Annotated in this window: 15 protein-coding genes; 7 read left to right on the top strand and 8 right to left on the bottom strand. The window is 64.0% G+C overall.

The genetic code is table 11. The annotated features are described in order from the left end of the window. Positions 1–13 precede the first annotated feature (13 nt). Together ACM43_RS12930 and ACM43_RS12925 are read right to left on the bottom strand one after the other, a co-directional pair. Complete coding sequence (locus ACM43_RS12930; protein ID WP_271540403.1) at positions 14–1,279, bottom strand: TRAP transporter large permease; 1,266 nt, start codon at positions 1,277–1,279, stop codon at positions 14–16. Continuing rightward, positions 1,279–1,887, bottom strand: a complete 609-nt coding sequence (locus ACM43_RS12925) for a TRAP transporter small permease (RefSeq protein WP_271540431.1) — start codon at positions 1,885–1,887, stop codon at positions 1,279–1,281. Before ACM43_RS12925 ends, ACM43_RS12930 begins: the two co-directional genes overlap by 1 nt. A gap of 227 nt (positions 1,888–2,114) precedes the next feature. On the opposite strand from ACM43_RS12925, the gene ACM43_RS12920 reads away from it, so the two are divergent. Next, complete coding sequence (locus tag ACM43_RS12920) at positions 2,115–2,789, top strand: GntR family transcriptional regulator (RefSeq protein ID WP_157284257.1); 675 nt, start codon at positions 2,115–2,117, stop codon at positions 2,787–2,789. A 93-nt stretch (positions 2,790–2,882) separates the two neighbouring features. On the opposite strand, the gene ACM43_RS12915 is transcribed toward ACM43_RS12920, so the two are convergent. The 3 genes from ACM43_RS12915 to ACM43_RS12905 are packed head-to-tail and all read right to left on the bottom strand — an operon-like array spanning position 2,883 to position 5,811. Continuing rightward, on the bottom strand, positions 2,883–4,241 hold the full coding sequence (locus ACM43_RS12915) for a TRAP transporter large permease (protein WP_128261780.1): 1,359 nt from the start codon (positions 4,239–4,241) through the stop codon (positions 2,883–2,885). Beyond that, a complete protein-coding gene (locus ACM43_RS12910) occupies positions 4,238–4,792 on the bottom strand; it encodes a TRAP transporter small permease (protein ID WP_036045576.1) in 555 nt (184 codons plus the stop codon). The genes ACM43_RS12915 and ACM43_RS12910 overlap by 4 nt, the downstream gene beginning before the upstream one ends. Next, positions 4,789–5,811 (bottom strand): TRAP transporter substrate-binding protein, encoded by a 1,023-nt coding sequence (locus tag ACM43_RS12905; protein WP_128261779.1) that lies wholly within the window; start codon positions 5,809–5,811, stop codon positions 4,789–4,791. Before ACM43_RS12905 ends, ACM43_RS12910 begins: the two co-directional genes overlap by 4 nt. Positions 5,812–6,139: 328 nt before the next feature. On the opposite strand from ACM43_RS12905, the gene ACM43_RS12900 reads away from it, so the two are divergent. Next, positions 6,140–6,385, top strand: coding sequence for a pentapeptide MXKDX repeat protein (locus ACM43_RS12900; RefSeq protein WP_036027965.1), 246 nt, complete (start codon positions 6,140–6,142; stop codon positions 6,383–6,385). Between the two features lie 120 nt (positions 6,386–6,505). Here ACM43_RS12900 and ACM43_RS12895 read toward each other — a convergent pair whose 3' ends face one another. Continuing rightward, positions 6,506–6,853, bottom strand: a complete 348-nt coding sequence (locus tag ACM43_RS12895; RefSeq protein WP_157284263.1) for a DUF6481 family protein — start codon at positions 6,851–6,853, stop codon at positions 6,506–6,508. Positions 6,854–7,117: 264 nt separating this feature from the next. Here ACM43_RS12895 and ACM43_RS12890 point away from each other — a divergent pair, with 264 nt between their 5' ends. The 3 genes from ACM43_RS12890 (at position 7,118) to ACM43_RS12880 (ending at position 8,613) form a co-directional block, all read left to right on the top strand. Then, positions 7,118–7,354, top strand: a complete 237-nt coding sequence (locus tag ACM43_RS12890; protein ID WP_271540398.1) for a hypothetical protein — start codon at positions 7,118–7,120, stop codon at positions 7,352–7,354. A gap of 76 nt (positions 7,355–7,430) precedes the next feature. Beyond that, positions 7,431–7,664 carry a hypothetical protein gene (locus ACM43_RS12885; protein WP_271540396.1) on the top strand — a complete coding sequence of 78 codons (234 nt, stop codon included), beginning with the start codon at positions 7,431–7,433 and terminating at the stop codon, positions 7,662–7,664. A gap of 175 nt (positions 7,665–7,839) precedes the next feature. Continuing rightward, on the top strand, positions 7,840–8,613 hold the full coding sequence (locus tag ACM43_RS12880; RefSeq protein WP_271540394.1) for a hypothetical protein: 774 nt from the start codon (positions 7,840–7,842) through the stop codon (positions 8,611–8,613). Positions 8,614–8,996: 383 nt separating this feature from the next. Here the strand turns inward: ACM43_RS12880 and ACM43_RS12875 are convergent, their stop codons facing one another. After that, on the bottom strand, positions 8,997–9,158 hold the full coding sequence (locus tag ACM43_RS12875; protein WP_035999590.1) for a hypothetical protein: 162 nt from the start codon (positions 9,156–9,158) through the stop codon (positions 8,997–8,999). A gap of 163 nt (positions 9,159–9,321) precedes the next feature. Here ACM43_RS12875 and ACM43_RS12870 point away from each other — a divergent pair, with 163 nt between their 5' ends. Next, positions 9,322–9,507, top strand: a complete 186-nt coding sequence (locus ACM43_RS12870) for a hypothetical protein (protein ID WP_157284271.1) — start codon at positions 9,322–9,324, stop codon at positions 9,505–9,507. A gap of 286 nt (positions 9,508–9,793) precedes the next feature. Here the strand turns inward: ACM43_RS12870 and ACM43_RS12865 are convergent, their stop codons facing one another. Beyond that, positions 9,794–10,021, bottom strand: coding sequence for a DUF2171 domain-containing protein (locus ACM43_RS12865; RefSeq protein ID WP_025036201.1), 228 nt, complete (start codon positions 10,019–10,021; stop codon positions 9,794–9,796). A 114-nt stretch (positions 10,022–10,135) separates the two neighbouring features. On the opposite strand from ACM43_RS12865, the gene ACM43_RS12860 reads away from it, so the two are divergent. Beyond that, complete coding sequence (locus ACM43_RS12860) at positions 10,136–11,419, top strand: hypothetical protein (RefSeq protein WP_271540389.1); 1,284 nt, start codon at positions 10,136–10,138, stop codon at positions 11,417–11,419. The last annotated feature ends 20 nt before the right edge of the window (positions 11,420–11,439 follow it).

Genomic DNA, 11,439 nt, shown 5'->3' with positions numbered 1-11,439 from the left:
CTTTCGGATGGGTCTATTTGACGAGGATCAGCGAGAGCGAGGGATAGAGCGAGAGCAGCACCAGGAGGATGCAGGCGATGACGAAGAAGGGCAGCGTCACCATGAACATCCTGCCGGGCTTGGCGCCGGTAACGGCGGCCGCGACGAAGAAGCAAAGCCCGACCGGCGGCGACAACAGGCCGAGCACGAGGTTGATCACCACGACCACGCCGAATTGCCGGGGGTCGATGTGATAGATCTCGGTTGCGACCGGCAGCAGGATCGGCACCGTCATGATCAGGCCGGGAATGCCGTCGATCACCGTGCCGATCAGCAGCAGGATGACGTTGCAGATCAGCATGAAGCTGACCGGATCCTTGGCGACGGTCTGGATCCAGGCGGCGGTCTCCTGCGGCACCTTGCCGAAGATCAGCACCCAGGAGAACACCGCGGCGGCCGCCACCAGAAACAGCACGATCGCCGAATAGATCGCGCTGCGCAGCATCATCTGCGGCAGCTGCGAGAACTCGAATTCCTTGGTCCAGAACTTTCCGACCAAGGCCGCGGCAACGGCGCCGACGGCCGCCGATTCCGTGGCATTGGCGAGGCCGCCGAGGATGCTGCCTACGATGACGATCGGGATCAGCAGCGTCGGCGAGGTCCGCAGGATCGTCATCACGCGCTGGCGCGGCGTCTGATGGTCGGCGCGCGGATAGTTGTAGATGTAGCCCATCAGCGCGATGACGAGGCAGAACATCACGGTGAGGATGACGCCCGGGACGATGCCGGCGATCAGCATGTCGCTGACCGAGACCTGCGCCAGCACGCTGTAGACCACGAACATCACCGAGGGCGGGATGATCGGGCCGAGCATGCCGCCATAGGCGGTGAGGCCGGCCGCGAAGGTCTTGTCGTAGCCCTTCTTCTCCATCTCGGGGACCATGATCTGCGCCATGATCGCGACCTGCGCGGTCGCCGATCCCAGGATGGACGAGATGAACATGTTGGCGAGGATGTTGACGTAGGCGAGTCCACCCTTGAGCGAGCCGACGAAGGCCATCGCCATGTCGACGATGCGCCGCGTGATGCCGCCGCCATTCATGATCTCGCCGATCAGGATGAAGAGCGGGATCGCGATCAGGCCGTAGCTGTCGACGCCGCCGAACAGCTGCAGCGGATAGGATTGGAACAGCACCGGGTTGCCTGAAGCGGCGATATAGACGAGGCCGGCGAGGCAGAGACAGAGGCCGATCGGTACGCCGACCAGCATGAACGCCATGAAGGCTGCTGACGTGATCATCAATTGACCCCGTCGAGCTCGGAGAGCTGGAAGCCTTTTGGCGCGGTGCGCGGGACCAGCTCGAGATCTTCCAGCAGGTTGGCGAGGCCGTGAACGGTCATCGATACCGCGAAGATCGGCAGCGTCAGATAGAGCACCCAGGTCGGCCAGTTCAGCGTTTGCGTACGCTCGGTGTAGAGGAAATTGAACGTCTCGGCGGCGAGCTTGCGCCCGTCGAAGCCGGCGCGGGTGAGGCCGATCGGGTCCATCCAGAGCACGCAGGTGACGATCAGGGCGATGCCGAACACCACGACGAGGCCGGTCGAGATCACTTTTGCAAATTTCTGGTGCTGAGCGGACAATCGCTCCGTCAGCATGGTCACGGCGAAATCGAGCCGCAGCCGCGTCATGGCGGACGCCCCGATGAAGGTCAGCCAGACCACGCAATAAACGGCGGATTCATCGATCCAGTAGATCGGGAAATGCGAGTAGCGGGTGACGACGTTCACCAGGATCAGACCGGTGAGCAGGTACATCAGGCCCATCAGCGCGAGCCGTTCGCAGGCCAGCAGGGCGCTCGACATCCGGACGATGATGCGTCGGAGGCTGAGCGCGCGCGTGGCCGGCATGGTCTGCTCGATCATGAAAGAGGCCCCAACCCCCTGAAGATTTGTCGTGCGATTGCCAAATGTATAATTTATACATTGTGGGAGTCAAACGGAGTTTGCGGTCATTTGGGCGGCAGGGCGCGCGTTTGCTGGGCACTATGCGGCGCCCCGGCTTTTGCCGGGCAGCTCGACATGCAAGACAGGGACCGTGTCGGCCGCACGAGTCGGGAAGGACAACGGACGATCAGATGAAACAGCCTCTGAAGCATCGCACCCTGTCGGCTGCGATCGTCGACCAGCTCCGCCAGGCGATTCTCGACGGCACCTATCCGGCCGGATCGCAGCTGCGCCAGGACGCGTTGGGCGAAGCCTATGGCGTCAGCCGCATCCCGGTGCGCGAGGCGCTGTTCCAGCTCGAGGCGGAAGGCCTGGTGCGGATCGTGCCGCAGAAGGGCGCCATCGTCTCGGAGCTGTCGTTGGACGAGATCAACGACGTGTTCGACCTCCGCCGTATCCTGGAGCCGCGGCTGCTGGCGCAGTCGGCGCCGCGCTTCACCACGCAGGATTTCGACGGGCTCGACGACATCCACCGGAGCTTCGAGAAGGCGATCAAGGCGCGCAACGTCAGTGAGTGGGGCCAGCTCAACGCCGACTTTCACATGGCGCTCTACGTTCACGCCCCACAGCCGCGCACGCGCGCGATCGTGCTGTCGCTGCTGCAGACCAGCGACCGCTACACGCGGCTACAACTCTCCAACACCAAGGCGATGGGCATTGCCGAAAAGGAGCACGCCCATCTGATCGCGCTCTGTCGTGCGCAGAAAGTGGAGGAGGCCTGCCGATTCCTGGAGCGGCACATCGAGGCCGTGCGCAAGGACCTGCTGCAGGTGGTGGCGAACGCGCCGAAGTCGCGGCGGGGTTAGCCGAAGGCGTAACCCACCGCTGTTCGTCTCCGCAGCGACAGAAGAGGTGGATTACGCCTTCGGCTAATCCACCCTACAGACCGGCGATCGCTTCTACCTGCTCCCGTCCGGTCCCATCACGAGGTCCGGCAGCCAGGTCGAAATCCCCGGCACCAGGCACAGCAGCAGCACTGCGAGCATCATCAAGAGCACGAAGGGCAGGGTGCCCCAGATCACCTCGCGCAGGGGAATATCGGGCGCGACGTTGCGGATGACGAAGATGTTGAGGCCGACGGGAGGATGGATCAACCCCATCTCCATCACGATGGTCATGACGACGCCGAACCAGATGATGTCGAAATTGGCGGCGCGGAGCGGCGGCAGGATGATCGGTGCGGTCATCAGGATGATCGAGACCGGCGGCAGGAAGAAGCCGAGCACGACGACCATGACGAGGATCGCGAACAGCAGCTCCCAGCGCGGCAGATGCATCGCGACGATGGATTCGGCGACCGATTGCGAGATGTGCAGATAGCTCATCACGTAGGAATAGAGCAGGGACATGCCGATGATCATCATCAGCATGGTCGATTCCCGGATCGTCGACTTCATGATTGGCGCGAGGTCGCTCGGCCGCCACACGCTGTAGATCGCAGCGATCAGCGCCAGCGCCAGGAGGCCGCCGAGGCCGGCGGTCTCCGACGGCGTGGCGTAGCCGCCATAGAGCGCGACCATGACGCCGGTGAGCAGCAGCACGAATGGGATCACGCGTGGCAGCACGCTGAAGCGTTCGGCGAGCGTGTACTCGTCACGATGCAAGATCGGAGCCTCCGGTCCGCCGTTCTTGTAAGCCACCTCGGCGGCGGCATATTCCTGGCGGAAGCGAACGACGGCATAGGCGCCGAATAGGAAGACCAACAGCAGGCCGGGACCGATGCCGGCGAGGAACAGGCGGCCGAGCGACTTCTCGGCGGCGACCGCGAACAGGATCATCGTGATCGAGGGCGGCAGCAGGATGCCGAGCGTGCCCCCCGCTGCGATGATGCCGGCGGCGAAGCCGCCGGAATAGCCGCGCTTGCGCATCTCGGGGATGCCGGCCGAGCCGATCGCCGAGCAAGTTGCCGGCGAAGACCCCGCCATCGCCGCGAACAGCGCGCAGGCGAACACGTTGGCAACGCCGAGGCCGCCGGGCACGCGGTGCAGCCAGGCATGCAGCGCCAGATAGAGATCCTGGCCGGCGCGGGACTTGCCGATCGCCGCGCCCTTCAGGATGAAGAGCGGGATCGACAACAGCGTGATCGAGGCCATCTCCTCGTAGACGTTCTGCGTCACCGTATCGAGCGAGGCCGAGGGCATGAAGATGGCCATGAACACCACCGCGACCGCGCCGAGCGCGAACGCAATGGGCATGCCCGAGAACATCACCAGCAGCGTCACAATGCCGTAGGCGAGGCCGATGCCGAAAACGCTCATGGCCGCTTGGCTCCGGTGAAGGGCAGCGCAAGCTGCACGAGGATCTGGAGGCAGAGCAGGCTCATCCCAAGCGCCATCAGCGAGTAGGGGATGGCGAGCGGCGGCGACCACATCGAGTTGGAGACCTGGCCGTCGACATAGGCTTCGTGCGCCAGTGTCCACGACTTCCAGGTGAAGAAGGCGCAGAACAGGAACGTGGCGGCATCGACCAGCCAGAGCCGGACCTGGTTCGCGAATGGCGAGAGCAGGCCGACGAAGGCCTCGATGCCGATATGACCGCGATGCTGCTGCACATAGGCCGCCGTCATGAAGGTCGCGCCGACCAGCAGGAACACGGCGGCTTCGTCCTGCCAATAGTTCGCAGCCTTGTACAGCGCGCGGCTGAGCACGCTGTAGCTCAGGATTGCACAGGCCGCGACAAGTGCGATCGCGGCGAACACGACGATGATGCTGTTGAGGACGGCGAGACCGCGATCGATCGCCGCCGCAGGGCCGGTCCCCGCGGCAACGCTCGTCCGGTCGTCACGATCCGGAAGCGGACCGTGGCTCATGCTGCGACGTCGATCGCTAGCTTGAGCAGGTTTGCGGCGGTCGCGGTCTTGGCGCTGTAGTCCTTCCACGCGGTGTCGCGGGCGATGTCGCGCCATTTTCCGACGGTGGCGGCGTCGAGCGCCGAGACCTTGGCGCCAGCCTTCTCGTAGACCTTGGCGACATCGACATCGTCGTCCTGCGCGCCCTTGCGGCCAAAGGCTTCGAGCTCGGTACCGACCGCGAGCAGAATGTCCTGATGGTTCTTCGGCAGCTTGTCGAAGATCGCCTTCGACATCATCAGGGGCTCGAGCATGAACCAGTAGGACGTGCCCGCGCCTGATGTCAGCGACTTAGCGACCTCTTCCAGGCGGAACGAGATCAGGCTGGTCGAGGAGGTGATGCCGGCATCGCAGGCGCCGGTCTGCATCGCTGCGTAGATCTCGTTCGACGGCACCGACAACACGGAGGCGCCGGCGGTCTGCAGCACCATGTCCATCTCGCGCGAGCCGCCGCGCACCTTGAGGCCCTTGGCGTCTTCAGGAGCGACGATCGGCTTGGAGCGGCTGGCGACGCCGCCGGCCTGCCAGACCCAGGTGAGCAGGATGATGCCCTTGTCGGCGAGGAAGTCGGTCAGCGCCTTGCCGACCGGTTCCTTCTTCCAGCGCAGGCCCTGGTCGTAGGTGGTCACGAGGCCCGGCATCAGGCCGATATTGGTTTCCGGCACTTCGCCGCCGGCATAGGGCATAGGATAGAGGCTGATATCGAGCGCGCCCTTGCGCATGGCGGAGAACTGCGCGTTGGTCTTGATCAGCGAGGAGTTCGGATAGATCTCGGCGGCAATGTCGCCATTGCTGCGCTTACTCACTTCGGCGGCGAACATGCGGCACAGCCGGTCGCGGAAATCGCCCTTGTCGATGGTGCCGCCTGGGAACTGATGCGAGATCTTCAGCGTGGTCGCGGCCTGCGCGGTGCCGGTGCCGAAGCGGAGAATGGCAGGTGCCGCGACGGCGGTCGCGAGCAGATGGCGGCGCGTGAACATGATGTAATCCCCTTGGGCGTTTCTTTGGGCGTTTCTCGGAGTGTTTTTGGCAGAGGTGATTTGAACTGGGTTCTTCGCGACCGCGGGGCCAATCCAAGCCGGTCTCCATCCGATGGTCTTTCATCTGATAGTTCGAGACAGAGTGCCGCGGCAAGTGCCGGTTGTGCTGCGCTGCAGCACTTCCGATCCATGCGGGCTCGCCAATCAACGAGGGAGGCTGGCCGCAGAAATTTATCGATGGTCAGCGTAACAACGCCACACGGCTATCCGTCGAGACAGGATAGCGGCGTCCGTCGCTGACAAACACCATCACGAAGGAAGATGAACCATGACCATTCGCACTCGCATCGTGCTCGGCGTCTCGGCTGCCGCTCTCTCGCTAGGCCTCGCGTTTGCGCCGGCCGCCTTTGCTCAGGACAAGATGGGCAAGGATGATGGCATGATGAAAAAGGACACGATGTCCAAGGACGGCATGATGAAGAAGGACACCATGTCCAAGGACGACGGCATGAAGAAGGATCACATGTCGAAGGACGGCATGAAAAAGGACGACGGGATGATGAAGAAGAACTGATCCCGGGTCGTCATCGCGCAACGCCCCTTGGGCGGGCCGCGTCCTCTCGAATTCCGGCGGCATTTGAGGCCGCCGGAATGATGGCTCAGTTCAAGTTCAATTGAACGTGACCAGCGCGCTTTACTTGCGCTTCGCCTTGCGGGCGGCGTAGCGCGCGTCGCGCTTGGCCTTCTGCTCGGCCTCGATCGCAGCCTGCCTCTCGGCGGCTTCCTCGGCTTCCCGCGCGATCCGAGCAGCTTCGGCTGCCTTGGCCTCTTCCTCGAGGCGCTTCTGCTCGGCCTTTTCGGCCTCCCGCGCGGCCTTTGCCTCGGCGCGCTTGGCCGCGAGCGCCTCACGCTCGGCGCGCTTCGCCGCCACCGCGGGATCATCGGGCCCCGGCTGCGACTTGAACTTGTTCAAAAGATTTTTGCGGGCGTCTTGCGCCGCCTTTTGCCGGTCTGCAAAGCCGGGTTCCCTGAATCCACTCATCGACGAGCCTTGTCTTCCTCGCTTTCGATCCTACATCGGTGCCTGTTGGTAAGTCGGCTGGGCATAGCAGGCGCCACGCGACGCAGAAGCGTGTACATCGGCGCGCGTCGCGAAGCCACCCATAATCGCAGCCGATCAGGTCAACGAAAAATCGCCCCCCGACGATCTCTCGTAGCCCGAAAAAACTGCCGAATTGTGATCTCCCTCATAAGGGAGCACATGGGCGACGCCTAGCGTCCGCCCGCGACGAGACGGAGCACGGGCATGACGATCTCAAGACCGAGCCTGAAAGCGCTGGCGATTGCCTTCGCCTTGGCGGGCGCGGCCGGCGCCGCCTTGCTGCTGGCTCGTCCGCAGCCCATCGAAAGTGCCGTGCTGGGAGCGGATTGGGAATGCACCCAGACCGCATTCGTGCTCACGAGCTGCGCACCGCGCGTTCAGGAGGCAATTCCGGCGGTCGAAACCTTGCGCAAGGATGCAATCCAGCAGACCCGGGGCTGAATGGGGCCGGACGATCGGGATGTGACGCGACGCCGCAGAGGTGGTAAAGCCAGCGCGCCAGCGTGACCAGGCGGCCATGTCGAAGCCAGAGTCCAGATCCGAACCGGGCGACGAGCCCCATCCTCGACCGAACCGTCAGCCCAAGCCTCCGTCCGGCGACCGCCGCGGCGCGCTTGCAGGATTGATCATCGCGGTCGTGATCCTCGGCGTCGGCTGGTGGCTTGCCCGGGATCTGACGGCAGCCAGCAAGATGCAGGATTGCCTGATGTCCGGGCGAAGCAATTGCAATGTGATCGAGCCGGCTCGCTAGGCGCGCGCTACAGCATGGCCGATGGGACCGAAAAATTGCCCTGATCTTAATCATTTGTAACGGGACTTAGCCGATCAAGCAGGGCAGTGAATTCGGCCGGCATCAGCCCGGCGCGCGGCGATTCGTCGATCGCGCGCGGGATTCACGGCCATGAGCGAGCAGGGGGCGAGCACGCATGAGTGCGTCCAAACATATGAAGATCTTCATTCCCTTGGTTTCGGCCACGTCGCTGCTCGCGCTGTCGGCGCAGGCGCAAGAGGCCAGGTCCCGGCAAGAGGTCGTCCAACCGCCGGCCGGGCCGGCAGCAGGCGCGCCGCCACAGGCCAATCCGCCTATGCGCAAGGGCCCTCCGCCGCAGCAGGCGACCAGGCCTGCGCAGCCCGGCGGTCAGCCCCATGCCGGTCACAACGCCGGGGGCCCGCCGCCCGGACGTCACGTCGCGCGCGGTCCTGCTCCCACACGTGATTGGGGTGGGCACACCTATCGCGGCAATCTTGCCTGGGAGGGTGGACGCTGGCGCCACGAAGTCCGCCATGGCCGATCCGGCTGGTGGTGGGACGTTGGCGGTGTCTGGTATTATTATCCGCAGCGTATGGCCGGCCCGCCGGCCTACATCTCGGAGGACTATATCGACGACGTGCCGGTGGTCTACGCCCGGCCTCCGGTGGCCTATGCGCCGCCCCCTCCGCCGCCCCCTCCGCCGCCGCCACCGCCGGCCGATCCTGGCGCCAGCGCGCTAGGCGGTGCGATCGTCGGCGGCCTGCTGGGCGGCCTGATCTCAGGCAATGCAACGGGGGCCGCCGCAGGCGCGGTCTTCGGGGGCGCAACGGGTGCGATCGCCGGCGCGACCGCGGCGTCCCAGCCCGGCTATTACTGGGCGCAGGGCACCTGCTATTACCGCTATCCGAACGGCCAATATGTGCAGGCCGATCCCCGCGCCTGCTATTGAATTCGCTTGGCCGGTTTGGAGCATGGAGGCGGGCTTCGGGCCCGCCTCATCCTTTTGCACGCGGCGGTTGCATTGAAATAGCCCTGGTGCTCGTCGCCCCCTCACGTCAATTTCAAAGAAAAATGGCGGGATGATTCGCGGGGGATGTGGGACATGCTGGATGCCATCCAGATCAGCGTGGCGCTCTGGGCCATGATCGTTTGCGGCGGAATTAAACTCTCGCAGGCGTTGCCCTACCTGCTCTAAAGCGCGATGCGATTAGGATGAATCGTCATCGCGCTTTAGATTATGTTTGAGCATGATCTTTTCGGAAAACCGCTTCACACTTTTCCGGATCATGCTCTAAAGGCGGGATCGGCGGGCAGGCGAATTGCCTTGCTCCGTCAGGACACGAGCCAGTCGAAGAATGCAATCGAGGCCCAGACCAGGCCGGCGATCCAGGCCACCATGACGACGCCGATGGTGCCGAGATAGGCGATGCCGAGCAGGTCCGCGCGATGTCGCTGCCTCGGGACGATGACTTCGGTTGCTGCTTTGCGTGTCATGACCGGACATCACCCATGAAGCCTGGACACGTAGTTTAGCGGAGATGTCGCGGACAGGCTGTGACGTGGTTCACAGACCGGTGCAGGAAGGCTGGTGGTTACCCCGCAATCATACGGACGAAATTGCCACGCACTCGTCCAGATGGCCGGCTAGAGTCTGCGCATGTACACCGAGTACGATCCGCAACACGAGGCCGAGGCCGCTATGAAGCGCGCCGCGGAGGCCGAGGGTGCCGACAGGCAACGGCTGATCCAGCTGGCCCTGGCATGGCACGAACTCGCCCGCGATCTGCACGATGAGCAAGCCGGCCCCTCACATCCAGCCGGGCGCAGGCCTTTGGCCCGATAGCGCTGAGATGAGAAAAACCCCGTGCTCGGGGGCAAGCACGGGGTCCTTCAAAGCCGACCGGGGCTGGCGGGTCGGCACCACTCTGTTCGGTTATCCAACGCGCGGACCGCGCATTCGTTCCGATCAATCTGCAGCGCTGAAATCCGATCGCATTGCAGCGACCTTCCGCAGAAAGTCAGCGTTAACGAATGCTCCGCGCAATCGAATTGCGGTCGCGATTCGTGCTTGCGAACGAAGCGGAGTCGGACCGTGAACAAACAAAAAGCCCCCGCAGGGGCTCAGTGTTTCACGCGGCTTCCGTCTTCGGGACGGCGTCGGCATTCACCGACAGCTTGACCACGTCGCCTTCGACGGCACCGACATATTTCGTGTCGATGTAGTGATGATGGTCCTTGTGACCTTCCGGGCTGTCCTTGCGCGTCAGCTTGATGCGGTTGCCCTCGAGACGATCGACGGTGCCGACATGGGCGCCGTCCTTGCCGATGATTTTCATGTGTTCTCTGATGTCAGCCATGCTGTCCTCCTTGCATGGCTTCAACTGCGAAGGCGCCGGTTCGTTGCAGCAGGCACGTTGGACCCGTTGGGATTTCCGGACGTTGACGCCTGATTGGATCTGTCAAGAAGCGCGATGGAGACCGTTCGGGCCTATCTGGAACGCAAGCACTGGGAACTCAAGCTGTTGAACGACGGCCTGAGAAACCCGCTCGATTTGGCGTCGCCGAGTTCCGTCGATGACGTCGTCAGATCCAAATTCCAGATCACGGCCGCGCTCAGGGCGGAGCATGAATTGCACGAGTGGAAGGCGACGGAAACAGCTTGGTCGCACACGGCCGATCCCGCAAGCGGGCCGTTCGAGTTCAGCTACGACTACCAGCGGGCCGATCTGACAGTACGCGGTCCTTCATTCTACGAGCTCGATGGTGGCTGCACGAGCACGGCGATCTACACCGCCTCGGGGATGGCGGCGATCTCCGCCGTGCTGCTTGCTTCCGCGCGGATCGTCGCGAAAGCCGATATCCTGGTGCTGCCGGGCTCCTACGGCGAGACGCTGGAGCTGATCCGAAGCTTCATGCCGCATTTGCGGATCGAACCCTTGCCGCTGCCGCTCGGCGATGCGCTTGCTCCGGAGAAGTCACCGCGTATCTTGCTGCTGGATTCCTGCTCCGTCGCCGGCGCCATCGAGGCGGTGTTGCGCCGTGACGGCTCGGGCCTCGATCTCCTGATTTTCGATACGACGTGCTTCGCCGGCAGGTCGGGCCGCATCAGGCGAGTGGTGGGGTGGGCCAGGCGACACGGAATTGCGCTGGTGCTGGTGCGAAGCCACAACAAGCTCGATTCGCTCGGAGCGGAATATGGCCGGCTCGGCTCGGCCGTCTTCGTGCACGGGCCTGAGCGTCCGTCGCGAGCAGGGGAAGTTGAATGGACACGTCTCGCGTCGGAAACCCGCAATGCAGTGCGGCTGCTCGGCGGCGCGGCCTTGCCGGCTCACTTCCCGCCGTTCGCGGGCAGCGCAGCGTATTGGGCGCTGACGAAGCGGCGCGTGGCGGTGATCTTGCGCAACGGTCGCAATACGGCGCGATACTTTGCCGCCGAGATCCCGGCGCTCTCGGCTCAGCTGCGCTTCACCCACGGTCTCTACGTGACCCTTCGCGGAAGGCGCGCGCTCGACGAGGCGACGGCGCGGCAGGCTGCCGAGGACATGAGCTGCGAATTGCGCCGCGAGGGCTTTCCCATCCGTCACGCCGGCAGCTTCGGCTTCGATTTCGCCGCGACCGAATGGTTTCACGACGCGACGACGGACCAGTACAGCGTCCGGGTGGCGGTCCCGGACCTGCCGACGGAGGTGTGGGATGATCTCACCGCGGCCATTGCGCGGTGGTGGCGCGGTCATCAGCGGGCAGGCGGTGGATAGGCCGCAGGGCGGGCACGTCG

The sequence above is a fragment of the Bradyrhizobium sp. CCBAU 45321 genome, from assembly GCF_028128975.1.
GTDB classification, from domain to species: Bacteria; Pseudomonadota; Alphaproteobacteria; order Rhizobiales; family Xanthobacteraceae; genus Bradyrhizobium; species Bradyrhizobium yuanmingense.
Note: the sequence above shows the minus strand (reverse complement) of the source record. Positions and strands in the feature narration are given on the sequence as shown.

What these genes read in the sequence shown, in the direction of transcription:
- ACM43_RS12930 (WP_271540403.1), bottom strand. Translation starts at nt 1,279, where the DNA reads ATGATCACGTCAGCAGCCTTCATGGCGTTCATGCTGGTCGGCGTACCG.
- ACM43_RS12925 (WP_271540431.1), bottom strand. Translation starts at nt 1,887, where the DNA reads ATGCCGGCCACGCGCGCGCTCAGCCTCCGACGCATCATCGTCCGGATG.
- ACM43_RS12920 (WP_157284257.1), top strand. Translation starts at nt 2,115, where the DNA reads ATGAAACAGCCTCTGAAGCATCGCACCCTGTCGGCTGCGATCGTCGAC.
- ACM43_RS12915 (WP_128261780.1), bottom strand. Translation starts at nt 4,241, where the DNA reads ATGAGCGTTTTCGGCATCGGCCTCGCCTACGGCATTGTGACGCTGCTG.
- ACM43_RS12910 (WP_036045576.1), bottom strand. Translation starts at nt 4,792, where the DNA reads ATGAGCCACGGTCCGCTTCCGGATCGTGACGACCGGACGAGCGTTGCC.
- ACM43_RS12905 (WP_128261779.1), bottom strand. Translation starts at nt 5,811, where the DNA reads ATGTTCACGCGCCGCCATCTGCTCGCGACCGCCGTCGCGGCACCTGCC.
- ACM43_RS12900 (WP_036027965.1), top strand. Translation starts at nt 6,140, where the DNA reads ATGACCATTCGCACTCGCATCGTGCTCGGCGTCTCGGCTGCCGCTCTC.
- ACM43_RS12895 (WP_157284263.1), bottom strand. Translation starts at nt 6,853, where the DNA reads ATGAGTGGATTCAGGGAACCCGGCTTTGCAGACCGGCAAAAGGCGGCG.
- ACM43_RS12890 (WP_271540398.1), top strand. Translation starts at nt 7,118, where the DNA reads ATGACGATCTCAAGACCGAGCCTGAAAGCGCTGGCGATTGCCTTCGCC.
- ACM43_RS12885 (WP_271540396.1), top strand. Translation starts at nt 7,431, where the DNA reads ATGTCGAAGCCAGAGTCCAGATCCGAACCGGGCGACGAGCCCCATCCT.
- ACM43_RS12880 (WP_271540394.1), top strand. Translation starts at nt 7,840, where the DNA reads ATGAGTGCGTCCAAACATATGAAGATCTTCATTCCCTTGGTTTCGGCC.
- ACM43_RS12875 (WP_035999590.1), bottom strand. Translation starts at nt 9,158, where the DNA reads ATGACACGCAAAGCAGCAACCGAAGTCATCGTCCCGAGGCAGCGACAT.
- ACM43_RS12870 (WP_157284271.1), top strand. Translation starts at nt 9,322, where the DNA reads ATGTACACCGAGTACGATCCGCAACACGAGGCCGAGGCCGCTATGAAG.
- ACM43_RS12865 (WP_025036201.1), bottom strand. Translation starts at nt 10,021, where the DNA reads ATGGCTGACATCAGAGAACACATGAAAATCATCGGCAAGGACGGCGCC.
- ACM43_RS12860 (WP_271540389.1), top strand. Translation starts at nt 10,136, where the DNA reads ATGGAGACCGTTCGGGCCTATCTGGAACGCAAGCACTGGGAACTCAAG.